This window comes from Kocuria sp. HMSC066H03 (genome assembly GCF_001812045.1).
Classification (GTDB): domain Bacteria; phylum Actinomycetota; class Actinomycetes; order Actinomycetales; family Micrococcaceae; genus Kocuria; species Kocuria rhizophila.
In genome coordinates, this window is the sequence record NZ_KV807503.1 from 17,147 (window position 1) to 41,281 (window position 24,135).

The following is a 24,135-nucleotide window of genomic DNA, read 5'->3' on the forward strand; positions in this document are numbered from 1 at the left end:
GATGTCAGAACTCATCACCCCCGACCTGGTCCTGCTGGACCGGGATCTGGGCGGGGACACCGACAGCGTGATCCGCGCCCTGGCGGCCACCGTCCACCGCGACGGCCGCGCGCGGGACGCCGAGTCGCTCGCGGCGGACGCGCTCGCCCGCGAGGCCAAGAACGCTACCGGGATCCCCGGCGGCATCGGCATCCCGCACTGCCGTTCCGAGGCCGTCACCCGGGCCACCCTCGTGATGGCGCGCCTGGCCCCGGCCGTGGACTTCGGTGCCAAGGACGGCCCGGCGGACATCGTGTTCTTCATCGCGGCTCCGGCGGGCGCGGACCAGGAGCACCTCAAGCTGCTCTCCAAGCTCGCGCGCTCCCTCATGAAGAAGCCGTTCGTGGCCTCCCTGCGCGAGGCCGCCTCCGCGGAGGAGGTCGTGGCCGTCGTGGACGGGGCCCTGGGTCTCGCTCCGGCCGACGACGACGCCGCCGCACGCCCCGCGGGGGACGGCACCTCGTCGGCGGGCTCACCCGCGGCTCCCGCCGCGGGTGCCACCGCGGCCGGTGCGGCGACCGGGGGAGCGGGCGCCGCGGCGTCGTCGTCCCACGGTGAGGACGGTGCGCGGGAGGCCCGTGGCCCGCGTCGGCTCGTGGCCGTGACCGCGTGCCCCACCGGGATCGCGCACACCTACATGGCCGCGGACGCGTTGACCAACACCGCGCAGGAGATGGGGGTGGACCTGCAGGTCGAGACGCAGGGCTCCTCGGGCGCCACCCGCCTGGATCCGCAGGTGATCGCGCGCGCCGAGGCCGTGATCTTCGCGACCGACGTGGATGTCCGCGAGCGCAACCGCTTCGCGGGCCTGCCGTACATCGCCTCGGCCGTGAAGCGGGGGATCGACGAGCCCCGCGAGATGGTCGAGGAGGCGCTCGCCGCCGCGGACGACCCCCGCGCACCGCGCGTCACGGGTGACGGCACGGCCACGGCCGATGCCCTGACCGCGGGCGAGGGCTGGGGCACGCGCATCCGCAAGGCCGTGATGACGGGCGTGAGCTACATGATCCCGTTCGTGGCCGCGGGCGGTCTGCTCATGGCCATCGCGTTCATGATCGCGGACCCGGTGGCCGTGGCCCAGCAGGCGGAGGACGTCCTGGGCACCGCCACCCTGGGCAACCTGGGGGACGTGTCCCTGTCCATGTACCTGGGCGCGGTGCTGTTCACGATCGGCAACCTGTCCATGAGCCTGCTGGTCCCGGCGCTCGCGGGCTACATCGCCTACGGGCTCGCGGACCGGCCGGGCATCGCCCCGGGCTTCACCGCGGGTCTGGTGGCCAACTTCATGGGAGCGGGCTTCATCGGCGGCATCGTGGGTGGCCTGCTCGCGGGCCTGTGCGCGTACTGGCTGAGCCTGCCGCGGCTGCCCCGCTGGCTGGGCTCGCTCATGCCCGTGGTGATCGTCCCGCTGCTGGCCTCGCTCTTCGCGGGCGGGCTGCTGTTCCTGGCGATCGGCGGGCCCATCGCGGCGTTCATGACGTGGCTGACCGGTCTGCTCGCCGGGATGAGCGGGGCGTCCGCCGTGGCGCTCGGGGCGGTGCTGGGTCTCATGATGTGCTCCGACCTGGGCGGCCCCATCAACAAGGTGGCCTACTCGTTCGCCGTGGCCGGGCTGGGCACCGCCACCGCGACCAACACCGCGCCCCAGGAGATCATGGCCACCGTGATCGCGGCGGGCATGGTGCCCCCGCTGGGGCTGGCCCTGGCCTCCACCGTGCTGGGCCGGAAGGACTTCACCCCGGCGGAGCGGGAGAACGGCAAGACGTCGTGGCTGCTCGGGGCGTCCTTCATCTCCGAGGGTGCCATTCCGTTCGCGGCGGCGGACCCCCTGCGGGTGATCCCCGCGTGCATGGCCGGCGGGGTGGTCACCGGAGCCATGACCATGGCCTTCGGCGTCACCTCCGCGGCTCCGCACGGGGGCATCTGGATCTGGCCCGTCATCGGCGGCCTCGGAGCTTTCGTGGGCTCCATCCTGGTGGGAACCGTGATCACCGCTGTCCTGGTGACGCTCCTCAAGCGCGTGGGCGGCGTCGAGAAGCGGGCCGCCGAGACCCCCGGGGTTCCCACCACCCCGCAGACCGTGGAAGCGTGAGAACCATGGACGAGAACCGGACGGGGCAGCAGAGCCCCGAGCAGCAGAGCCTGCACGGCGTGGGTGTGAGCCCGGGGCGGGTCATCGCGCCCCTGGTGCACATGGCCCCGGCCGTCACGGAGCCGCCCGAGGGGGATCCGCTCACGGGCGATCCCGAGGCGGCGGTTGACCGGCTCAAGGCCGCCGCGCTCGCGGTCAAGGCCGAGCTCACCGAGCGCGCCGCCCGCGCCCGGTCCGAATCCGCGGCCGAGGTGCTCAAGGCCACCGCCCTCATGGCGGGGGACCGGGCCCTGACCAAGAACGCCGGCAAGCTCGTGGCAGCGCAGCAGCTGAGCCCCGAGCGCGCGCTGTGGCAGGCCGCCACGGCCTACGCGGACCAGATGCGTGCCATGGGCGGGTACATGGCGGAGCGCGCCGCGGACATCGAGGACGTGCGTGCGCGGATCGTCGCGCAGCTGCGCGGGGAGGACGCCCCCGGCGTGCCCCAGCGCCGTGAGCCGTTCGTGCTCGCCGCAGAGGACCTCGCGCCCGCGGACACGGCGGTGCTCGACCCCGATGTGGTGCTGGCCCTGGTCACCGAGTCCGGCGGTCCTCAGTCCCACACGGCGATCCTCGCCCGCAACCTCGGTCTGCCCGCGGTGGTCGCCGTGGCCGGCGTGCTGGAGCTGCCCGGCGGAACACGTGTGTACGTGGACGGCGCGGCCGGGGCGGTCGTCACCGAACCGGGCGGGACGGAGGAGCAGGCCGTGGCCGCGTGGCGGCGCGCGAGCGAGCAGCTGGCGTCCTTCGACGGGCACGGCGAGCTCGCGGACGGCACGGCGGTCCCCCTGCTGGCCAACGTGGGGACGGGCGACGACGCCCGCGCGGCCGCCGAGGCCGGCGCCCAGGGCGTGGGGCTGCTGCGCACCGAGTTCTGCTTCCTCGGACGGGACACCGAGCCCACCGTGGCCGAGCAGGCCGAGGCCTACGCCGAGGTCTTCGCCGCGTTCCCGAGGCGCAAGGTCGTGGTGCGCACGCTCGACGCCGGCGCGGACAAGCCGCTGCCGTTCCTCACCGACGCGCAGGAGCCCAACCCGGCGCTGGGGGTGCGCGGCTACCGCACCGACTGGAGCACACCGGGTGTTCTCGCCCGGCAGCTGGAGGCCATTGCCGCGGCCGCCGCCGAGAGCTCCGCGGACGTGCGGGTCATGGCCCCCATGATCGCCACGGTGGCCGAGGCCGCCCACTTCCGTGAGCTCGTCCACGCGGCGGGGCTGCCCGTGAGCGGCGTGATGGTCGAGACGCCCGCCGCCGCCATGACCGCCGAGCAGATCCTGGACCGCGTGGACTTCGTGTCCCTGGGCACCAACGACCTCACCCAGTACACGATGGCCGCGGACCGGATGCTCGGCTCGCTGGCCGAGCTGAACTCCCCCTGGCAGCCCGCCGTGCTGCGCATGGTCGAGTGCGTGACGCGCGGGGCGGCGTCGGCCTCGCAGTCGCACGCCACCCCCAAGAACGTGGGAGTGTGCGGAGAAGCCGCGGCAGATCCCGCGCTCGCGGTCGTGCTGGTGGGCCTGGGTGTGGACTCGCTGTCCATGAGCGCCCGTTCGCTCGCCGCGGTGGCCGCGGTGCTGAGGACCGTGGACACGGAGCAGGCCCGGCGGATCGCGCGTCTCGCACTGCGGGCCACGAGTCCGCAGGAGGCGCGGGACACCGTGCGGGCGGAGCTGCCCGTGCTGGCCGAGCTGGGTCTGTGACGGCCCCCGGGGCTGCCCGGAACGAAACCACCCGCAAGACAACGACTAGGAGCTGACATGTCAGAACGCACTGCCACCGTGGCCTCCCGCGTGGGGCTGCACGCCCGACCCGCCGCCATCTTCGCGGAAGCGGCCGGGGAGTACGAGAACCTGGAGATCACCATCCGCGCCGATGGTGAGGATGCCGAAGAGGGCATGGACGCCTCCTCGGTGCTGTCCCTCATGTCCCTGGGCGCCGCCCACGGCGATCGCGTGGTCCTCGCCGCCGAGGGCGAGGGGGCCGAGGAGGCCCTCGAGCACCTCGCGGGCATTATCGAGACGGACCTCGACGCCGACTGACAAACCCCGCGGCGCACCGGATCCCTCCGGGGATCCGGTGCGCCGGTGTCATGCCCGCACACCTCGGGCCGGGCTCCGGACGTGCGGGGTACGGTGTCCCCATGGTGCGTCATCTGATCCTCGCCGGCCTCGCCGTGGCCACCCTCGCCACGGTCCTCGCGGCAGTCCTCGGTCCCTGGGGATGGTGGTTCCCCGCCATCGCCTTCCTCCTCCTGCTGCTCGTGGCCGTGCGCGACGCCACGCAGCGCAAGCACTCGGTGCTGCGCAACTTCCCCGTGCTGGGTCACATGCGGTTCTTCCTGGAGAAGATCCGCCCGGAGATCCAGCAGTACTTCATCGAGCGCAACTACGACGGCAAGCCCTTCGACCGCGACCAGCGCTCGCTCGTGTACTCCCGGGCCAAGGGCTTCAAGGGGGACAAGGCGTTCGGCACCGAGCTGAACGTCAACGAGCCCGGCTACGAGTACTTCGTGCAGTCGGTGGCTCCCAAACCCGCGCCCGAGGACGAGCACCGCGTGCGGCTGGGCGGACCGGACTGCCTCCAGCCCTACGACGCCTCGCTGCTGAACATCTCCGCCATGAGCTTCGGCTCCCTGTCCAAGAACGCCGTGCTGGCCATGAACAAGGGTGCGGCCCTGGGCGGATTCGCGCAGGAGACCGGTGAGGGCGGCCTCACGGAGTACCACCTGGCGCACGGCGCCGACCTCATCTGGGAGTTCGGCTCCGGGTACTTCGGCACCCGGGACGAGCACGGAAACTTTGACCCGGAGGTCTTCCGGGAGAAGTCCCACCTGCCTCAGGTCAAGGCCATCAACATCAAGCTCTCCCAGGGCGCCAAGCCCGGTCTGGGAGGTGTGCTCCCCGGCTCCAAGGTCACCGCGGAGATCGCGGCGGCCCGCGGTGTGCCCGAGGGGCAGACCTGCATCTCCCCGGCCAGCCACTCGGCGTTCACCACCCCGCGCGAGCTGATCCGGTTCGTGGCGCGGCTGCGGGAGCTCTCCGGCGGCAAGCCCATCGGGTTCAAGCTGTGCGTGGGCTCGCGCGTGGAGATCCTCGCCATCTGCAAGGCCATGATCGAGGAGGGGGTGAGCCCGGACTTCATCATCGTGGACGGCGGTGAGGGCGGCACCGGCGCCGCCCCGCTGGAGTACCAGGACCACGTGGGCACGCCCCTCGTGGAGGGCCTGATCCTCATGCACAACGCGCTCGTGGGCTCCGGTCTGCGGGAGCGCATCAAGCTCGGGTGCGCCGGGAAGATCACCTCGGGCCACGACATCGTGCGCCACATCATCCAGGGCGCGGACTTCTGCATGAGCGCCCGAGCCATGATGATGGCGGTCGGGTGCATCCAGGCCCAGGCCTGCCACACCAACAAGTGCCCCGTGGGGGTCACCACCCAGGATCCCAGGCTCTACCGAGCCCTGGACGTGGCGGACAAGGGCGAGCGCGTGGAGCGCTACCACCGCCTGACGGTGGCCGAGGCGGGGCAGATGATCTCCACCATGGGCTGCGAGCACCCCGAGGAGCTCACCCGGGAGATGCTGCGGCGCAAGGTCACGGCCACCCAGTCCACGTCCTACGAGACCCTCTACCAGTGGCTGCGCCCCGGTGAGCTGTTCGAGGGCGTCGAGGGCGGCTGGGGTGAGGACTGGGACTACGCGGACCCGGACCGCTTCTCCGCGGGCCACCCCGGCAAGTACGTGTTCCACGACCGCGGGCCGCTGACCCCGGCCGGCGTGATCCCCGAGGCGGACCGCAGGTACGCGGGCGGCGCCGCCGGCGTGCGCTTCCCGGACGGGCGCCCCGCGGCGTCGTCGTCCCCCTCCGGAGCCCCCGCTGCCGGAGCCCCCGCTGCCGGGGACTCCCGGGAGAACGGCTCCCCGGCGGGTACCGGCAAGCGCCCGGAGGGCGAGCCCGGGACCACGGCGGGCGCCCAGCACACCACGCGGGACCCGGTTCCCGAGCCCGACAACGTGGATCCGCGTGACGACTCCCGCAGCCGCAACCCCGGGATGGCCTGAGCGCGGAGGGATATCATGTGGGACGGCGTCGCCGCGCGGCGTCGCCCACCGTCCGAGCACGACCCGCGGTCGAAGGATTGAGAGAGCCTTGCGAGAATTCACGGCACGATTTGCCACCGCCCAGGAGATCGCCGAGTGGGACTCCCACGTGACGGCCAACCCGGCGGGCGGCAACCTGCTGCAGTCGGAGGCCTTCGCGGAGGTCAAGAAGGACCACGGGTGGACGCCCCGGCACGTGGTCTACGAACCCTCGGACGGCTCGCAGGCGAGCTACAACCTGGTGCTCGAGAAGAAGGTCCCTGCCCTCGGCAGGCTCTGGTACATGATCAAGGGCCCGGACGTGGAGTCCGTTGACGACATGCCGGGCATCGTGGCCGCCAACGAGCGCTTCGTGGCCGGCGCGGCCAAGGGCGTGTTCGCGATCAAGTACGAGCCCGAGATCGTGGCCTCGGACTACGCCGCCGGGGTGCTCGCGCGCTGCGGGCTGGTGAAGTCCTTCGAGATCCAGCCGAACGACTCCACCGCGGTGCTGGACACGGACATGGACGAGAAGGCCCTGCTGAAATCCCTGCACTCCCGCGGCCGCAACGCCGTGCGCCGCGCCACCCGCGAGGGCTGCGAGGTGGCGCAGGTGCCCCTCACTGAGGAGAACATGCGCGCCATGTACACCCTCATGGACTCCGTGGGCCAGGGCCACGCGCACGTGAACCTGCGCTCCTACGAGTACTACCGGGCGTTCTGGACGAACTTCGCCGAACGCGGCCAGGGACGCCTGTACTTCACCTACGAGGACGGCAAGCCCTCCGTGGGTGCCTACGTGATCGCGTACGGCTCCAAGGGAACGTACAAGGACGGCGGCTCCAAGCCCCGCCGCAAGCAGTACGGGGACTCCCACCTGGTGCAGTGGAGCGCGATCACGGACCTGAAGCGGGACCACGGGATCACGCAGTACGACTTCTGCGGCACACCGCCCTCGGACCAGCTCAAGAACAAGGAGCACCACTACTACGGCCTGGGTCTGTTCAAGACGAGCTTCACGAAAACTGTCGTGGACTACGCAGGCGTCTGGGACCAGCCGCTCAGCCGCGCGAAATACGCTGTCTGGACCAACGTGGCGGAGAAGGTCCAGCGTCAGCTGTGGGTGCGCCGCACGGGGCAGCCGTTCTACTGACCGTCCACCCCGCCGCGACACCTGGCGGGTCCACCGCGTCCCGGCCTGAGAGCCGAGGCCCGCACCAGCCACCACACCAGATCTGAGCAGTGCCCGCGGCGGCAGGGAAGGGTCATCCGACGTGAGCGTGAACGAGCAGTTGAGGCACCTGGCGCACCAGGGGTACCCGTCCTCGGGGGAGGCCACGGCCCGCCCCTCGGCCGACGACCAGCCCTTCGGCCCGGGCGGTGACACGGCGCTGCGGGAGGCCGTGCGTTCCACCGCTCCGCGCCGTCGTGCGCGTCCCATGACGCGCCCCACGGAGGAACAGGCGGCCCAGGCCCGTGCGCGCGCCGCCGCGCACCCGCACACGGACCCGCACGCCGCGGCCCCCCGCACCGCCGGGCCGCGAACCCTGCGGACGGGTCAGTCGGCCACCGCCGGATCCACCCGGGTCTCCGCCCTGCCCGTGCTCACCCCCGGACAGATCGCCGCGGACCGCGCGGGGCAGGGACACCGCGGCGGGGTCCCCGCCGCGCTCACCGAGCCGATCGGCACCACGTCCCGACGCAGCAGCACCCCGGCGGCCTCGCCCGTGGAGCGCCCGGAGACGGTCGAGCACGAGATCGCCCCGGCCACCACCGCGATCCCCCGGGCCGTGTACCCGGCCGCCCGGGTGGACCCCCCGAAGGCCCCCCGGTCCCTGTTTCGCTCCCTCGTGCAGGGCGACGCCGCCCCCACGGCCCCCATGCGCGTGGTGGACCGTCTCACCTCCACGCCGTTCCGTCACCTGCGCAAGTTCGGCGACGGCTCCGACCGGCAGGCCCGGCGGACCCTGAACTTCGCCCTGCGCCTCGCGGAGACCATGTTCCACTACGGGGCGGACGCCCTGGACGTGGAGAACGCCATCATCGCGGTGTGCGCCACCTACGGGGTGGAGAACCTCGAGGTGGACATCACCAACCAGTCCGTGACCATCAACTACGTGGCCGAAACCACCGCCACGGGCCAGCTCGCGGCCGCGGGGCTCACCCCGGCCGCCACGGTGGCCGAGAGGGAGGCCGGGGAGAACGCGTCCTCGTTCGCGGGCACCCCCGGCACCACCGGGGAGATCCGCGGCTCGGGGACCACCCGGACGGGGGAGGACCCCTGGGGGGACTCCGCGACCTCCAGCCACACCGTGATGCGCGTGGTGCGCTCGTGGACGGACAACTACTCGGGCCTGGCGGACACCCACCAGCTCGTGATCCGCATCATCGAGGGCGAGATGCCGCTGCGCAGGGCGGAGCGGGAGCTCGCGGAGATCAATGCGCGCCCCAAGCCCTACGCCCGCTGGATGGTCACGGCCGCGACCGTGCTGGTGGCCGGAACCCTGGCGCTGGCCCTTGGGGCGTCCTGGGTGGGGGCGTCGGTGGCCGTGGCCTCGGCCGCCGTGGTGCAGATGGTCACCGCCAAGCTCAGCGCGTGGCGGATCCCTGAGTTCTTCACACTCGCCGCCAACGCCTTCGTGGTCACGCTCGTGGCCATCGTGGTCTCCGCCCTCGGTGTGCCGCTGTCGCCGCCCACGGTGATCGCGGGCGGTCTGATCATGCTGCTGCCCACCACGCGCATGGTCTCCACCATGCAGGACGCCATCAACGGCTTCCCGGTGACCGCGGCGGGGCGGCTGCTCTCCACAGCCATGGCCTTTCTCGGCATCGTCGCGGGCATTGCCCTGGGGGTGTCCCTGACCGTGAACGTGCTCGGGGTGCCTCCCATCGACATCTCCCAGTCGAGCTTCACCCCCACGGGCAAGCTGACGAACATCGCGTTCATGCTCGTCTCCACCGCCCTGATCGCGGTGTCCATGCAGGTCAAACCGCGGCACATCCCCCCGGCCGTGGCCGCGGCCCTCGCGGGGCTGCTGCTGTACCACGGCGTGGGACTCGTGGACGCCGGCAGCCGGATCGCCACGGGCGTGGGGGCGGTGGCCAGCGGGTGCGTGGCCGCCCTGCTGGCCGCCCGCTCCAAGATTCCCCAGGCCGTGCTCGCGATCCCGGCCATGACGTTCCTGCTGCCGGGGCTCACCCTGTTCCGCGGGATGTACGCCATGACGGTGCAGACCGAGGCGCCGGGCCAGGGCATCAACGAGCTGGTCAACGCCATGGCCTCGATCGTGCTGCTGGCCGCCGGCGTGGTGCTGGCCAAGTACCTCATGCGCCCGTTCATCGAGCAGATGCAGCACCTCTCGCAGCGGCGCAACCGCCGCCGCTGACGCTGCGTGCGGACCTCATAGGATCTTGCCCACGGGCAGCTTCTTCTCCGCCTGGAACACGTCCTCGGTGCGCCCCCGCGCCCAGTAGCCGGACAGCGACACCTGTGAGCGGTCGAGTCCCCGGACGTCGAACAGCTCCCGACGGGCGGCCTTCATGGCCTCGCGCTCGCCGTGCACGAACGCCTGCACGCCCGTGAGGTCCTCGGACCACGCGGCCTCCGACAGGCCGACGACGAGCGCCCGCTCACCCGGGCGCTCGTCCGCCCGGTGCACCCACCGCACCCGCACGCCCTCGGGAACGGCCGTGTCCGAGAGGTCGAGCTCGTGGGAGGCGTCCTGGACCTCGAGGACCGCCTCACCGCGCGCGGTGCCCGGCAGGGCCTCGAGGTTCGCGAGCACCGAGGGAACGGCGGCGTCGTCCCCCGCGAAGATGCTCCACGAGGCGGCGGGGTCCGGAACCCACTTCCCGCCGGGGCCCAGGGCCACGATCCGGTCACCGGGCCGGGCGGAGGCGGCCCACGGGCCGGCGTGGCCCTCGCCGCCGTGCAGGGCCACGTCGATCCACAGTGTGGCCGTGGACAGGTCCACCCGGCGCAGGGTCATGTGGCGGGACACCGGCTGCTCGTGGGGTGGCGCGCTCTCCCGGACCGCCCAGTAGTCCGGCAGCTCACCGGGAGCGGTGGCCGCGAGCGTCTGCGGGGAGAAGAAGAGCAGCTTGACGTACTTCTCGGGCGGTGCGACGTCCCGGAAGTCCTCGGGGTTGTCGATGCGGCACACCACACGCGCCATGGCGGGCGCGAGACGGATGCGCTCGAGCACGCTGAGGTTGATCTGGGGCTTGCGGTCCGCGGGCGCTGGAATCCGTGGCATGGCCCCAGCGTAGGGGACCTAACCCGGCAGCTCCCACGAGACGGGCTCCGCCCCCTGCTCCCGCAACAGGTCGTTGACGCGCGAGAAGGGGCGGGAGCCGAAGAACCCTCGGGACGCGGACAGCGGTGAGGGGTGCGCCGACTCCACCGTGGGTGCCCCGCCCAGCCAGTCCTTGGTGGTGCGGGCGTCCCGGCCCCACAGGACGGCAACGAGGGGCTGCTCGCGCGCGCCCAGCGCACGGACGGCGCACTCGGTGACCGCCTCCCAGCCCTTGCCCCGGTGCGACGCCGCCGAGCCCGCCTGCACCGTGAGCACCCTGTTGAGCAGCATGACTCCCTGACCCGCCCACGAGGAGAGGTCCCCGTGAGGGGGCGCCTCGATGCCCAGGTCGGACTTCAGCTCCTTGTAGATGTTCTGCAGGGACCGGGGGACCGGGCGGACATCCGGCGCCACCGAGAACGAGAGCCCCATCGCGTGGCCGGGCGTGGGGTAGGGGTCCTGGCCCACGATCAGCACCTTCACCGCGGACAGCGGCTCCCGGAACGCGCGGAAGATGTTCTCCCCGGCCGGCAGGGTGTGCCGCCCCGCGGCGTGCTCGGCCCGCAGGAACTCGCCCATCTCCCGGATCCGGGGCTCCACGGGCTGGAGTGCGGCGGCCCACTCCGGGTGCATGATCTCGGACAGCGGGCGCGGGGTGCTCACGAGTGGCCTCCTGGTGCGGTGCGGTACGCGCGGCGCAGTCCCCGCGCGCTAGGGTTGACGCCATGTCTACCACGGGGGAGGAGCTCGACGAGCTGGACCGGGCCGTCCTGGAGCTCGAGTCCGAGCACTGGAAGTACCGCGGCGCCAAGGAGTCCGCGATCCGCTCGCGGTTGGGACTGAGCCCGGTGAACTACTACCAGCGTCTGAACGCCCTGATCTCCTCCGAGGCCGCCGCGCGCCACGCGCCGATGCTCATCTCCAGGCTGCGCCGGGCGCGCTCGCGCTGACCGCTCGTGGACACCGGGCGCGTGTTCCCGGGCGCGTGTTCCCGGACGCGGGCAGACCTCCGAGCGGGCACCCGGCCGGCCGTGCGATAGTGGCCACTGACAGCGTTGCGCCCGGAGCACCGCACGGTGCGCGAGCCGGGCCCAGGAGAGCGAGACCATGAGCGAACACCCCCGCGACGAGTTCGACGACGTTCCCGAGGACGGCGCCCGCCAGGGCGCGCACCGCGGCCACAACCCCCGCGCCCGCGAGGGCTCCACGCGACAGTTCCGCACGGTCCTCGTCTCGGGTGTGCTCGCCCTCGTGCTCGGCGCCGTGTGCTTCGTCAACGCGCCACGCACCGCTCAGGAGGCGCAGTCCCTCGGGAGCGCTGCGGTGTCCCCGGCCGCCGTGACCACCGCTTCGCCCGTGCTCGCCGACGCCGCCGCGGCGGGCCCGCGCGCACCGGCCCCGGGCGGCGTCGAGCGCGTCTGAGCCGTCCGGCGTTCAGCCGGGAATGAAACCTGAGCCCACCACGCGCAGGGCGTTTGCGGTTCCGCGCGCGGCAGTGCCACTATGGGATTAGCACTCAGTCGGGTGGACTGCTAACCGGGTCCGGTGGCAGCGCCCCGGCGCACGAGTGGACACCACATCACGGTGAGGTGGTCGCGGCGCGGTGAGGACCGCGGTGCGAGCGCCGTCCGTCGCGGGCATCGTGACCAGTCTCGTTTGTCGACCGTCCAGGAGGGACGAATCACATGGCAAAGATGATCGCATTCGACGAAGAAGCACGCCGCGGCCTCGAGAAGGGTCTCAACACCCTCGCGGACGCCGTCAAGGTCACGCTCGGCCCCCGCGGCCGCAACGTGGTCCTGGAGAAGTCCTGGGGCGCCCCCACCATCACCAACGACGGTGTCTCCATCGCCAAGGAGATCGAGCTCGAGGAGCCGTACGAGAAGATCGGCGCCGAGCTCGTCAAGGAGGTCGCCAAGAAGACCGACGACGTCGCCGGTGACGGCACCACCACGGCCACCGTGCTGGCCCAGGCCCTCGTGAAGGAAGGCCTGCGCAACGTGGCCGCCGGTGCGGACCCGCTGTCCCTCAAGCGCGGCATCGAGAAGGCCGTTGCCTCCGTGACCGAGCAGCTGCTGTCCTCCGCCAAGGAGATCGAGACCGAGGAGGAGATCGCCGCCACCGCGTCCATCTCCGCCGCTGACCCCGAGATCGGCAAGCTGATCGCCGAGGCCATGGAGAAGGTCGGCAAGGAAGGCGTCATCACCGTCGAGGAGTCCAACACCTTCGGGCTGGACCTCGAGCTGACCGAGGGCATGCGCTTCGACAAGGGCTACCTCTCCGGCTACTTCGTCACGGACGCGGACCGCCAGGAGGCCGTCCTGGAGGATCCCTACATCCTCATCGTGAACTCCAAGATCTCCGCCGTGAAGGACCTGGTTCCCGTGCTGGAGAAGGTCATGCAGGCCGGCAAGCCGCTGCTGATCATCGCCGAGGACGTGGACGGCGAGGCCCTGGCCATGCTGGTGCTGAACAAGATGCGCGGCGCCGTGAAGTCCGTGGCCGTCAAGGCTCCCGGCTTCGGCGACCGCCGCAAGGCGCAGCTCGCGGACATCGCGATCCTCACCGGCGGCCAGGTCATCACCGAAGAGGTTGGGCTGTCGCTGGAGTCCGCCACGATCGACCTGCTGGGCCAGGCCCGCAAGGTCGTCGTCACCAAGGACGAGACCACCATCGTGGACGGCGCCGGCACCCAGGAGGAGATCGAGGGCCGCGTGGCGCAGATCCGCGCGGAGATCAACAACTCCGACTCCGACTACGACCGCGAGAAGCTGCAGGAGCGCCTGGCCAAGCTGGCCGGCGGCGTGGCAGTCCTCAAGGCCGGTGCGGCCACCGAGGTGGAGCTCAAGGAGCGCAAGCACCGCATCGAGGACGCCGTGCGCAACGCCAAGGCGGCCGTGGAGGAGGGCATCGTCGCCGGCGGTGGCGTGGCCCTCATCCAGGCCGGTGCCAAGGTGTTCGACTCCCTGAACCTCTCGGGTGACGAGGCCACGGGTGCGAACATCGTCAAGGTCGCCATCGACGCCCCGCTCAAGCAGATCGCCCTCAACGCCGGCATGGAGCCCGGCGTGGTGGTCGACAAGGTGCGCGGGCTCGAGACCGGCTGGGGCCTCAACGCCGCCACCGGCGAGTACGAGGACCTCATGGCCGCGGGCATCAACGACCCCGTCAAGGTGACCCGTTCCGCTCTGCAGAACGCGGCGTCCATCGCCGGGCTGTTCCTCACCACGGAGGCCGTGGTGGCGGACAAGCCGGAGCCCGAGGCCGCCGGTGCGGGCGCGGGTGCCGATCCCATGGGCGGCATGGGCGGCATGATGTGATTCCACTCCACCGAGTGGACTCCCACCCGTTCTGCGGGTGAGACCCGTGAAGGACCCCGGACGCGCACGTCGTGTCCGGGGTCCTTCCATGTCCGGGCGGGGCGGGAAGGCGCCGTGGCGTTCCGCGTGTCGGGACGCTTTGGGAGGATGGGCGCATGACGATCATTGCTTCCGCGGACGGTTCAGCGCTCGGCAACCCGGGGCCGGCCGGCTGGGCCTGGTACATCGACCCCACGTCGTGGCGTGCGGGCGGCTGGGCGCACGGCACCAACAACATGGGCGAGCTCACCGCCGTGCTGGACCTGCTCGAGTGCACGCGCCACCGGCGGGACGAACCGCTCACGGTCTACTGCGACAGCCAGTACGTGATCAACTCGATCACCAAGTGGATGCCGGGCTGGAAGAAGAAGGGCTGGAAGAAGCGGGACGGCAAGCCCGTGCTGAACGTGGACATCATGAAGGCCCTGGACCGGGAACTGTCCGGCCGCTCGGTCACTTTCGAGTGGGTCAAGGGCCACGCCGGTCACGAGCTCAACGAGGCCGCTGACGTGCGTGCCCGGGCGATGGCCACGGCGTACCAGGTGCGCACCGCCCCCGAGGACATGCCGGTGGGTCCGGGCTTCCGGGACGAGGACGTCACCCCCGTCTCCCGTCACGCGTCCGGGGCAGAGCCCTCCGCCACCGACGCCGCCGCACCCGCGTCCAGCGCTGCGACGGCCCCGCCCTCCGCCGAGGGTGGTACGTCCCGCCCCGCGGCCACGGGGCACGCTGCCGCCGGTGGCGGCGCACGTGCCGGACGACCGTCTGCGGCACCGGGGGACGGCATGGTCAGCCAGCCGGATCTCTTCTCCGAGCTGGAGGCCGTGCCGCCGCCGAGCGGGACCCAGGAGTCCGCCGGGGATGGACCCGACGGGTGGTCGGAGCAGTACGTGGTGGATGCCGTGCAACGGGAGCGGGCGGCGGTGTGCACCCCGCCCGGGGCGGCGCACGAGACCGCCGGGGCCTCACCCCGTGCGGCGGCGTCACCCCACGCTGCGGAGCAGGCCACCGCACCGCTGCACCCCGACCTGCAGTGCATCGACGCGGGCGGTGCCGTGGTGACGGTGGCGCAGTTCCCGTTGCGGGCCGTGGCGGAGGGCACCCCTGGTGAGGTGCGGGTGACCGCCCTCGCTGCGGATGCCTACCACGTGAGCTACCGGCTCGAGGAGCCCTCGCACGTGACCCGTCGCAGCTCCGTGTGGGTGCGCGAGGACCAGCACAACGACATGGGCCCCTGGCTGCTGCGCTTCCACCAGGTCACGGCAGAGGACTGAGCCGGACTCACGAGGAGAACATCCGGGCGTTGGCGGCTTCCGTCTCCGCGTACTGCGTTCCGGCGGTCGCGAGGGCCTGGTTGATCTGCGCGACGGCCTGCTCCATCTGGGCCTGCGCCGAGCGCCACGAGCTCAGGGCCTCCTGGAAGCTCGCGGAGGCGGTGCCCGTCCAGGTGCCCTGCAGATCCGTGAGCGTGGCGGTCATGCCGTTGACCTCCGCGCTGAGCCGTTCGATGTGCCCGTGTGCCTGCTGGGACTTGGCGGCAATGGTGTCGCTGTCCACCACGAAGTGAGCCATGATGTTCCTCCTCGGAAAAAGGTGCCGGTGACCGGCGGGTGCCGGTACGGGTCACGCTACGAGGGGGAGGTCCGCGGGGACGCGAGACCGAGGAGACGGTGGACCTAGGAGTCCGATCCCCGGCTGTCCACAGGTTCCGTGTGCGGGATCCGCACGGTGAACGTGGCTCCTCCGCCGTCCGTCTGCTCCAGGCGGACCGTGCCGTCGTGCTGCTCGATGATCGCGGCCACGATGGACAGCCCCAGCCCGGTGCCCCCGGTCTCACGGGTCCGGGAGGAGTCCGCCCGGTAGAACCGTTCGAAGACCCGCTCGGCGTCGGTGCCGTGGATGCCCGGCCCGTGGTCGCGCACCTGCAGCACTGAGGTGGACCGGCCGTCCACGGCGGGTTCGAGACCCACGGCGAGCTCCAGCGGCGAGCCCGCCGGTGTGTAGCGCAGGGCGTTGGTCAGCAGATTGGCCACCACCTGGCGCAGCTTGGACTCGTCCCCGTGGACCCAGGCGGCCTCCGGGGAGGAGTCCTGCAGGCCCACCACCGTCACGGTGCGGTCGGGAGCGGTCGCGTGGGCGTCCGAGGCGGCGTCGTACGCCAGGTGCAGCAGGTCCACCGCGCCCATGGTGGACACCCGGCGCTCGTCCAGGCGGGCCAGGGTCAGGAGGTCCTCCACGAGCTGCGTCATGCGCTTGGACTCCGACTCGATCCGGTCCATGGCCTTGCCCACGTCCTCGGGCGTCTGCAGCGCCCCGTGGCGGTAGAGCTCGGAGTACCCCCGGATGGACACCAGGGGGGTGCGCAGCTCGTGGGAGGCGTCGGCCACGAACCGCCGCAGCTTGGTCTCGGACCGGGTGCGCGCGTCGAAGGCGTCCTCGATGTGGCCGAGCATCGCGTTGAGGGATGCGGAGAGCTGACCGATCTCGGTGTGCGGGTTGTACCCCTCCATGCGCTGGGAGAGGTCGCCGTCCGCGATCCGCGTGGCAGTGGCCTCCACCTGTCGCAGCGGCTGGAAGGCGCGGGTGACCATGACCCACCCCACGGTCATGGCCGCGATCAGGGTGGCCAGTCCGAAGCTGAAGGTCAGCAGGCCCACGCCCGAGATGATCGCGTTCGTGCGGGCCATCGGCTCGGCCACCACCACGGACATGTCGAACATCGTGAGCTTGGCGGGCAGCACCCGCCACGTGTCCTCGTCCGAGCCCACGGACCCCACGGTCTCCGCCTGACCGTCGTGGGCCACCACGTAGTCGAGGGTCATCCTGCTCAGATCTGGATCCGGCGGGTCCTCGGCCGTGGGGGCGCCGCCGTGTGCCGTGGCGATCACGTTGCCCTCGGCGTCCAGGAGGTACCCGTTGGTGGGCACCGGCGAGCTCACGTCACCCTCGAGGGTGCCCGTGAGAGCGGTCGCCACCGCGGGAACGGACTGCCGCAGCTCCTGGTCCAGGCTCGTCACGAGCGAGTCCCGCAGCACCGAGACCGCCACCAGCGTGGTCACCATGATGCTGACCGCGAGCAGCACGCCCGTGAGGGCCATGAGCTGCGAGCGCAGGGACGCGGAGCGGAACCGCCGGGCGAGCACGTTCAAGGGATCAGTGGCGCTTGTCCGCGGAGCGCAGCAGGTAGCCCACGCCGCGCTTGGTGTGGATCAGGGAGGGCTGGTCGGGATCGTTGTCAATCTTGCGGCGCAGGTAGGAGATGTAGGACTCCACGATGGAGGCGTCCCCGTTGAAGTCGTACTCCCACACGTGGTCCAGGATCTGGGCCTTGGACAGCACCCGGTTGGGGTTGAGCATGAGGTAGCGCAGCAGCTTGAACTCCGTGGGGGACAGGTCGATCTCGCGCCCGTCGCGGAAGACCTCGTGGGCGTCGTCGTCCAGGACGAGGTCGTCCACCTTGAGACGGGAGTCCTCCTCCTCGAGGGGCTGGGTCCGGCGCAGCACGGCGCGGATGCGGGCCACGACCTCGTCGAGGCTGAAGGGCTTGGTGACGTAGTCGTCGCCGCCCACGGTCAGCCCGGCCACCTTGTCGTCGGTGTCGTCCTTGGCCGTGAGGAAGAGGATGGGGAAGTGCCGCCCGGCCGCGCGCAGCTTGCGGGTCACGGAGAAGCCGTCGATGTCCGGGAGCATGACGTCCAGCACGGCGAGGTCCGGGTCCTCGGCCTCGGCCTTGAGCAGGGCGTCGCGGCCATTGGCGGCGGTGACGACCTCGAAACCGGCGAACCGCAGGGAGGTGGCGAGCAGCTCGAGGATGTTCGGCTCGTCGTCCACGACGAGCAGTTTCGCTTCTGTGGTTTTCGTGTTCATGCGCTCAGTGTCTCCGAATTTCCTGGATGGAAGCTGTCATGCAGCCCGCGGAAAACTGGGAGGGGTGAGCAGGCGGGGGCACGGGGGCTCCGGGACGACGGCGAGCGGCGCTCTCAGCGGTGCGAGCGGCGTCGTGCACCGCCCCGCACGAGCTCCACGCACAGCAGCAGGAACGCCAGGGGGAAGAGGATCGACGGGATGAAGGTGAACCCGGGCCACAGCACCGTCCCCGCGGCAGAGGCCACGAGCACCGCAATCAGGCAGAGGGCGCTCACGCCAGCCAGCACGAGGGCCACCACGAGCAGCACCGGCAGACCTCCCCCGGTGCGGTGGTCGGCGGCGGCGGCGGTGGTGGGTGCGGTGGATTCAGGCATGCCCACAAGGTAGCAAGCCGGGGTTACGCGCTGGGTTGAACGGGGCCGCGGTCGAGCTCGCGGGGGATAAACTGTGGTGTTCGCAAGGCGCCGCGCAGCGGTGGCCGCAACGAGAAGACGAGAGACTGAGGTGATCCGCGTGCCCACGGGCAAGGTCAAGTGGTTCGACGCAGACAAGGGTTTCGGTTTCCTGGCCACCGACGACGGCCAGGAGGTGTTCCTCCACGCGTCGGCACTGCCCCAGGGGGTGACCACGGTGAAGCCCGGCACCCGCATGGACTTCGGGATCGCGGACGGCAAGCGGGGGGCGCAGGCGCTGTCCGCCACCGTGCTCAGCGCACCGCCGTCGGTCACCCGCAACACCCGCAAGCCGCCGGAGGAAATGGCGGTGCTCACCGAGGACCTGATCCGCCTCCTGGACGGGATGTCCAACGGGCTGCGCCGCGGGCGCTACCCGGACCGCTCCCACGGGCACAAGATCGCGGCCATCCTGCGCACCGTGGCGGATGAGCTCGATGTCTGAGCGCACAGCACGGACCACGGACACCGCCCGCGCGGATGCTGCCGGCCCCCCGGCTCCGGCCGAGCAGATCCCGGACATGCAGACCCCGGACGAGCAGACGGCCACCGGGCAGACCACGGACGAGCAGGCCCAGCAGGAGCAGACCACCGCTGCCCAGAACCCCACCGAGCAGGGCTCTGCCGACCAGACCCCGGGTGGACGGAGTCCCGCCGGGCAGCTCTCGGTGGATGAGGCCTCGACGGAGCAGGACCCGCCGCAGCAGGACCGTGGGGAGGCCCCCGCGGCATCCCGGTCCGCAGCAGCGGTGACCGCCGCCGAGAGCGGTGCGGAACCGTCGTCGGCTCCGTCCCGTGGCGCGGCGAAGCGGCGCTCGGGACCGCGCACCCGCACGCCCAAGCAGGATCCCGTCCTCACGGAGGCCGTGGACCTGGCCCGGGAGGCGGTCGTGGCGGGCGCCCACGAGGATGGCGGCATCGGCGAGCACGTGGGCGTCACCGTCCACGAGGACCGTCTGCTCACGCACCTCTTCGACTGCACGCTCCCGGGGTACCCGGGGTGGACCTGGTACGCCACCGTGTCCCGCGCTCCCCGTTCCAAGCACGTGAGCGTGTGCGAGTCCGGTCTGCTGGCCGGCCCCCGCTCGCTCCTGGCGCCGGCCTGGATCCCGTGGGAGGAGCGCATGAACTCCCTGCACGCGGAGCAGGAGGGCGCCGAGCACGAGGGCACGGAGCAGCCGAGCCCCGAGCAGGCGGAGACCGACCGTCCCGACGACGCCGCGCGCGAGCCCCACGAGGGGTCCGCGGCCGGTGATCCCCCGGCCGCGCAGGACACGATGTCCGCCGAGGGCGGCACGTCATCCTAGGCCGCGGGTCCGGCGCGGCGGAGCGGGGACCGGCGGCACCGGGTGCCACCGGGATGTTCCGATCGCTGCGGATCCGCAACTACCGGCTGTGGTTCACGGGGGCTCTGGTCTCCAACATCGGCACGTGGATGCAGCGCACGGCGCAGTCCTGGCTGGTGTTCGACGAGCTGACGGATCACGACTCCACCGCCATGGGTGTGGTCATGGCGTTGCAGTTCGTCCCGCAGCTGCTCATGGCGCCGTACGCCGGGGTGCTCGCGGACCGCTACGACCGGCGCCGCATCCTGGTGCTCACCCAGGGGATCATGGCACTGCTCGCCGCGGCGCTGGGCACGCTGCTGCTGCTCGACCTCGCGGGGCTGTCCACCGTGTACGTCTTCGCCCTGGCGCTGGGGGTCGTGGCCACGTTCGACGCCCCCGTGCGGCAGACGTTCGTCTCCGAGATGGTCCCGGACACCCACCTGTCCAATGCGGTGGCCCTGAACTCCACCTCGTTCAACTCCGCGCGGTTGATCGGCCCCGCGGTGGCGGGAGTGCTGGTGGCGGCCGTGGGCACCGGGTGGGTGTTCGTGCTCAACACCCTCACGTTCGCCGCCATGATCTGGGCAATCGTGCTGATCGACGCCGGGCGGCTGCGGCCCGCCCCGCGCGCCCGCCGGGGGCGCGGCCAGATCCGGGAGGGCATCGGCTACGTGGCGCACCGCCCGGACATCGTGGCGGTCATGGCCACGATCTTCATGATCGGCACCTTCGGCATGAACTTCGCGGTGTACCTCGCGGCCATGGCGGGTTCGGAGTTCGGGCGCGGCTCGGAGGAGTTCGGTCTCCTGAACTCGATGCTCGCCCTGGGCACCGTGACCGGTGCCCTGCTCTCCGCCCGCCGCGAGCGGGCGCGGCTGCGCTACATCTTCATCGGCTGCGCGGCGTTCGCGGTCTCCTGCCTGGGGGCGGCCACGGCGCCCTCGCTGTGGCTGTTCGCCGTGTGGCTGATCCCGTGCGGCGTGTCCTCGCTGACCATCATGACCACGGCCAACGCCTACGTGCAGAGCACCACGGCCCCCGCCATGCGGGGACGCGTGATGAGCCTGTACATGGCGATCTTCATGGGCGGCACCCCGATCGGCGCCCCCGTGGTGGGGTGGCTCACGGACACGTTCGGAGCACGCTGGGGCATGGGCTCCGCGGTCCTCGCGGGTCTCGTGGGCGCGCTCGTCGGGGCGTGGTTCGCGTGGCGCCACGTCCCCGCCCGCTCCGGGGCGCCCACGCCGGGCTGAACGCGGCAGGACGACGACGCCGCGGCGCCCGCCGCGCGCTCAGGCCAGTTCGCCCACGGCCCAGTCGATGCACCGCAGCAGCGCGCGCACGTCCTCGGGGGGAACGGACGCGAAGGTGGCGATGCGCAACTGGTTGCGTCCGAGCTTGCGGTAGGGCTCCACGTCCAGCACACCGTTGGCCCGCAGGGCGGAGGCCACACGGGCCGCGTCCACGGCGGCGTCGAAGTCCACCGTGCACACCACGGGGGAGCGGTGCGCGGGATCGGCGACGAAGGGCCTCGCGTGCTCGCTGTCCTCGGCCCAGTCGTAGACCAGCCCGGAGGTCTCGGCGGTCCGCGCGGCGGCCCACGGCATGCCGCCCTGCTCGAGCAGCCAGCCGAGCTGCTCGTCCAGCATCACGAGCCCGGCGAGGGCCGGTGTGTTGTAGGTCTGGTGCTTGCGGGAGTTCTCCACGGCGGCGGCCAGCGAGAGCACGTCCGGGACCCAGCGCCCGGAGGCCGAGAGGCGCTCCACGCGCTCGAGGGCTGCGGGGGAGAACGCGGCGAACCAGATCCCGCCGTCGCTGCCGAAGTTCTTCTGCGGGGAGAAGTAGTAGACGTCCGTCTCGGCGATCTCCACGGCCATGCCGCCAGCGGCGGAGGTCGCGTCGACGACCGTGAGGGCGTCGTCGGCCACCACACGGCGCACCGGCATGGCCACGCCCGTGGAGGTCTCGTTCTGCGGCCATGCGTAGACGTCCACGTCCTGCAGAATGCGCGGTCCCTCGGGGCGGGAGCCCGCGGGAGCCTCGAGCACCACGGAGCGTTCCAGGAACGGGGCCCGGTCGGTGACGCTCGCGAACTTGGCGCCGAACTCGCCGAAGGCCAGGTGCTCGGCGCGCGAGCGCACCAGGCCGAACGCGGCGCTGTCCCAGAACACGCTGGCCCCGCCCGTCCCCAGCACGATCTCGTAGCCCGCGGGCAGCCCCAGGAACTCGGCCAGCCGCTCCTGGATCCGGGCCACGAGGTCCTTGACGGGGGCCTGCCGGTGGGAGGTTCCCAGCAGCGTCGTTCCGGCCCGGGCGAGGGCACCCAGCTGCTCCGGGCGCACGCGGGACGGGCCGGCACCGAACCGGCCGTCCTCGGGAAGCAGGTGCGGGGGGATCACGGGCAGATCGGTCACGGTGGGTCCTCCTGGAGGGCGGGACGGTGGTGTGCTCCATTGTGCTCGCCCCGGCCGGTGCTGCGGCGCACGACGACGGCGGGGACGTGACCCGCCTCGTTACAATTATCCTGAATCATTCACACCACGCTGGAGTGCATCCCCCCACCGGGGACCGTTGACACGCGCGCCGCGGTGCGCAGAAATTCGAGGACGGACCATGAGCGGCGACCTGATCGACACCACCGAGATGTATCTGCGCACGGTGCTGGAGCTCGAGGAGGAGGGCATCACGCCCATGCGGGCCCGCATCGTGGAGCGGCTGCACCACTCCGGGCCCACGGTGTCCCAGACGGTCTCCCGCATGGAGCGCGACGGTCTGCTGTCCGTGGCGCCGGACCGGTCCCTGCAGCTCACCCCCGCGGGCCGTGACACGGCCGTGTCCGTGATGCGCAAGCACCGCCTGGCCGAGCGGCTGCTCGCGGACGTGGTGGGACTGGACCTCGCGCACGTGCACGAGGAGGCCTGCCGCTGGGAGCACGTGATGAGCGAGCGCGTGGAGAACCGGCTCGTGGACCTGCTCGGTGACCCCAAGGTCTCCCCGTACGGGACGCCCATTCCCTGTCGGGGCGGGGACGCCCCCGAGGTCTTCGGCGGCCTCACCCTCCTTGACGCCGCAGCGGCGGCCGACGGGGCGCAGTACGGGGTGCGACTGCTGCCCGAGGTGGTGCAGGCAGACCCCGAGCTGATCGAGACGCTCAGCTCCGCCGGCATCCTCACTGGGTCACGTGTCACCGCCGAGATCAACCCTGGTGACGAGCAGCGAGTCGTGGTCACCCATGTGGCATCGGGGGTCTCCCTGGACCTCGACGGAGCCACGGCACGGGCGATCCGGGTGAGCGCGACCGCCTCCTGAGCCCGGCCCGCGGGTGGGACCGTGATCTTTCCGATGTGTGGACAACCACACGGCCACCGGTGTGCCATGCCGCGCCGCACGGTGATCCCCGGGACTGTCTCTGCAGGTCAAGGCTGTGTTCCCGACGGTGACAGGCCCCTGAGGCCTCCTCCTGGTTGATTCACTTTTCCTGAACAAAAGGCCCGACTGATAGCCGTGAGTGCCCGATCTGTGACCGGTTGTAATCAAAACGTGACATTCTCGTGATCTCTCCTGTACAGTCGTTACCGTGCCGATCACTGGTCGGATCCGGCACTCCCGAGCGCTCGCCGAGTTCTGCCATGCGCTTTGGGATCCCGTACACAGAACATCCGCATGGCAGAAGCGGGGGAACCACTTCCCGGATTCGTCACAGCCCGTCGAATCCTTGGGGTCAAGTCAGCGCAGCCCATCGGCTCGTGCGGCCGGATGTCTCCCATCCGAACCCGACAGCTCACCCCGCAGGCGTAGGGAGGAACACACACATGTCTTTCATGAAGCAGAGCTCTGCCCGCCACCGCGCTGAGACCCAGTCCCACGTGGTGCGCAACACCACCGTTGCCACCATCGCGGCCGGCGCGGCCGTGGCCGGCATGACGATGCCCGCTCAGGCATCCAGCGACATCGTGGAGCTGGGCTCCACCTCGTCCTACAGCGCCGACACCTCGCTGGGCGCCTACAACGCTTCCTACACCACCCCGGCCCCGGATGCCATGGCGTCCGGCTCCGGCGTGAGCACGCAGTCGAACCACGCCGCAGGCGGCATCGTGGGCGATGCCTACGCCGGCATCGGTGGCGCGTACGTGTGGGGCGGCACGGGCTTCAAGGCCTGGGACTGCTCTGGCTTCACCCAGTCGGTCTACGCCCAGAACGGGATCAGCATTCCCCGCACCACCTGGGCCCAGTTCGCGGCCGGCACCCCCACCTCCACCCCGCAGCCCGGTGACCTGGTCTCCCAGAACGGCGGCTCGCACGTGGGCATCTACATCGGCAACGGCCAGATGATCTCCGCCCTCAACCCCGCGCAGGGCACGCAGATCCACTCTGTGAACGCCATGCAGCTGGACGGCTACTACACCTTCCGCTGATCGGTGCGCCTGCGGCGCCCTCGGGCGCCGCAGGCACCCATCCAGTGAGAAACACGACACGGCGCATCGGACCGCACCCGGGCGGTGCGCACGTGCTCGCACGAACTGACATCAGAAGACATCGCCAACCCGCCCTCCCTCGGTGAGTTGCGGCAGCACTGCGCTGCCCGA

General features: G+C 71.5%; 22 protein-coding genes and 1 riboswitch. Of the genes, 15 read left to right on the plus strand and 7 right to left on the minus strand.

The features are described from left to right. Nucleotide 1 precedes the first annotated feature (1 nt). From HMPREF2833_RS00085 to HMPREF2833_RS00110, 6 genes are all read left to right on the plus strand, one after another. Entirely contained in the window at nt 2-2,131 is a 2,130-nt protein-coding gene (locus HMPREF2833_RS00085; RefSeq protein WP_070636132.1) for a PTS fructose transporter subunit IIABC, read from the plus strand. A 5-nt stretch (nt 2,132-2,136) separates the two neighbouring features. Beyond that, nucleotides 2,137-3,870: a phosphoenolpyruvate--protein phosphotransferase gene (gene ptsP / locus HMPREF2833_RS00090; protein WP_070636134.1), complete on the plus strand. Its 1,734-nt coding sequence runs from the start codon at nt 2,137-2,139 to the stop codon at nt 3,868-3,870. Between the two features lie 57 nt (nt 3,871-3,927). Then, nucleotides 3,928-4,209 carry an HPr family phosphocarrier protein gene (locus tag HMPREF2833_RS00095; protein WP_070636136.1) on the plus strand — a complete coding sequence of 94 codons (282 nt, stop codon included), beginning with the start codon at nt 3,928-3,930 and terminating at the stop codon, nt 4,207-4,209. Between the two features lie 101 nt (nt 4,210-4,310). After that, entirely contained in the window at nt 4,311-6,230 is a 1,920-nt protein-coding gene (locus HMPREF2833_RS00100) for an FMN-binding glutamate synthase family protein (protein WP_070636138.1), read from the plus strand. Nucleotides 6,231-6,318: 88 nt separating this feature from the next. Beyond that, a complete protein-coding gene (locus HMPREF2833_RS00105; RefSeq protein ID WP_039100860.1) occupies nt 6,319-7,401 on the plus strand; it encodes a lipid II:glycine glycyltransferase FemX in 1,083 nt (360 codons plus the stop codon). Between the two features lie 121 nt (nt 7,402-7,522). Then, nucleotides 7,523-9,634: a threonine/serine exporter family protein gene (locus HMPREF2833_RS00110; RefSeq protein WP_070636140.1), complete on the plus strand. Its 2,112-nt coding sequence runs from the start codon at nt 7,523-7,525 to the stop codon at nt 9,632-9,634. A gap of 15 nt (nt 9,635-9,649) precedes the next feature. Here HMPREF2833_RS00110 and HMPREF2833_RS00115 read toward each other — a convergent pair whose 3' ends face one another. Beyond that, nucleotides 9,650-10,504, minus strand: coding sequence for a siderophore-interacting protein (locus tag HMPREF2833_RS00115; RefSeq protein ID WP_070636142.1), 855 nt, complete (start codon nt 10,502-10,504; stop codon nt 9,650-9,652). Between the two features lie 18 nt (nt 10,505-10,522). Then, nucleotides 10,523-11,206, minus strand: coding sequence for a uracil-DNA glycosylase (locus HMPREF2833_RS00120; protein ID WP_083310872.1), 684 nt, complete (start codon nt 11,204-11,206; stop codon nt 10,523-10,525). A 62-nt stretch (nt 11,207-11,268) separates the two neighbouring features. Here HMPREF2833_RS00120 and HMPREF2833_RS00125 point away from each other — a divergent pair, with 62 nt between their 5' ends. The 4 genes from HMPREF2833_RS00125 to HMPREF2833_RS00140 all read left to right on the plus strand — a co-directional run bounded on the left by HMPREF2833_RS00125 (nt 11,269) and on the right by HMPREF2833_RS00140 (nt 15,176). Continuing rightward, on the plus strand, nt 11,269-11,493 hold the full coding sequence (locus HMPREF2833_RS00125; RefSeq protein WP_019310251.1) for a DUF3263 domain-containing protein: 225 nt from the start codon (nt 11,269-11,271) through the stop codon (nt 11,491-11,493). A 157-nt stretch (nt 11,494-11,650) separates the two neighbouring features. Beyond that, nucleotides 11,651-11,965, plus strand: a complete 315-nt coding sequence (locus tag HMPREF2833_RS00130) for a hypothetical protein (RefSeq protein ID WP_070636144.1) — start codon at nt 11,651-11,653, stop codon at nt 11,963-11,965. A gap of 263 nt (nt 11,966-12,228) precedes the next feature. After that, complete coding sequence (gene groL, locus HMPREF2833_RS00135; protein WP_012398905.1) at nt 12,229-13,863, plus strand: chaperonin GroEL; 1,635 nt, start codon at nt 12,229-12,231, stop codon at nt 13,861-13,863. 155 nt (nt 13,864-14,018) lie between these two features. Beyond that, a complete protein-coding gene (locus HMPREF2833_RS00140; protein WP_070636146.1) occupies nt 14,019-15,176 on the plus strand; it encodes an RNase H family protein in 1,158 nt (385 codons plus the stop codon). A 7-nt stretch (nt 15,177-15,183) separates the two neighbouring features. On the opposite strand, the gene HMPREF2833_RS00145 is transcribed toward HMPREF2833_RS00140, so the two are convergent. The 4 genes from HMPREF2833_RS00145 to HMPREF2833_RS00160 all read right to left on the minus strand — a co-directional run bounded on the left by HMPREF2833_RS00145 (nt 15,184) and on the right by HMPREF2833_RS00160 (nt 18,143). Then, nucleotides 15,184-15,474: a WXG100 family type VII secretion target gene (locus HMPREF2833_RS00145; RefSeq protein WP_019310247.1), complete on the minus strand. Its 291-nt coding sequence runs from the start codon at nt 15,472-15,474 to the stop codon at nt 15,184-15,186. A 104-nt stretch (nt 15,475-15,578) separates the two neighbouring features. Then, nucleotides 15,579-17,051, minus strand: a complete 1,473-nt coding sequence (locus HMPREF2833_RS00150) for a sensor histidine kinase (protein WP_180956185.1) — start codon at nt 17,049-17,051, stop codon at nt 15,579-15,581. A gap of 4 nt (nt 17,052-17,055) precedes the next feature. After that, complete coding sequence (locus HMPREF2833_RS00155) at nt 17,056-17,769, minus strand: response regulator transcription factor (RefSeq protein ID WP_039100866.1); 714 nt, start codon at nt 17,767-17,769, stop codon at nt 17,056-17,058. Nucleotides 17,770-17,882: 113 nt separating this feature from the next. Then, nucleotides 17,883-18,143 carry a hypothetical protein gene (locus tag HMPREF2833_RS00160; protein WP_070636148.1) on the minus strand — a complete coding sequence of 87 codons (261 nt, stop codon included), beginning with the start codon at nt 18,141-18,143 and terminating at the stop codon, nt 17,883-17,885. 139 nt (nt 18,144-18,282) lie between these two features. On the opposite strand from HMPREF2833_RS00160, the gene HMPREF2833_RS00165 reads away from it, so the two are divergent. Genes HMPREF2833_RS00165 through HMPREF2833_RS00175 form a run of 3 tightly spaced genes read left to right on the plus strand, consistent with a single transcriptional unit; the run spans nt 18,283 to nt 20,802 of the window. Then, a complete protein-coding gene (locus tag HMPREF2833_RS00165) occupies nt 18,283-18,666 on the plus strand; it encodes a cold-shock protein (RefSeq protein ID WP_029603266.1) in 384 nt (127 codons plus the stop codon). Beyond that, nucleotides 18,659-19,528 (plus strand): DUF3027 domain-containing protein, encoded by an 870-nt coding sequence (locus tag HMPREF2833_RS12050; protein WP_083310873.1) that lies wholly within the window; start codon nt 18,659-18,661, stop codon nt 19,526-19,528. Before HMPREF2833_RS00165 ends, HMPREF2833_RS12050 begins: the two co-directional genes overlap by 8 nt. 53 nt (nt 19,529-19,581) lie before the next feature. Next, nucleotides 19,582-20,802: an MFS transporter gene (locus tag HMPREF2833_RS00175; RefSeq protein ID WP_070636150.1), complete on the plus strand. Its 1,221-nt coding sequence runs from the start codon at nt 19,582-19,584 to the stop codon at nt 20,800-20,802. Between the two features lie 39 nt (nt 20,803-20,841). Here the strand turns inward: HMPREF2833_RS00175 and serC are convergent, their stop codons facing one another. Beyond that, the gene (serC, locus tag HMPREF2833_RS00180; RefSeq protein ID WP_070636152.1) at nt 20,842-21,963 is read right to left on the minus strand and encodes a phosphoserine transaminase; all 1,122 of its coding nucleotides are present in this window, start codon (nt 21,961-21,963) and stop codon (nt 20,842-20,844) included. 199 nt (nt 21,964-22,162) lie between these two features. Here serC and HMPREF2833_RS00185 point away from each other — a divergent pair, with 199 nt between their 5' ends. Together HMPREF2833_RS00185 and HMPREF2833_RS00190 are read left to right on the plus strand one after the other, a co-directional pair. Further along, a complete protein-coding gene (locus HMPREF2833_RS00185; RefSeq protein WP_070636154.1) occupies nt 22,163-22,858 on the plus strand; it encodes a metal-dependent transcriptional regulator in 696 nt (231 codons plus the stop codon). Between the two features lie 338 nt (nt 22,859-23,196). Further along, nucleotides 23,197-23,356, plus strand: a riboswitch (cyclic di-AMP (ydaO/yuaA leader). Nucleotides 23,357-23,361: 5 nt separating this feature from the next. Then, on the plus strand, nt 23,362-23,964 hold the full coding sequence (locus HMPREF2833_RS00190; protein ID WP_070636156.1) for a C40 family peptidase: 603 nt from the start codon (nt 23,362-23,364) through the stop codon (nt 23,962-23,964). Nucleotides 23,965-24,135 lie beyond the last annotated feature (171 nt).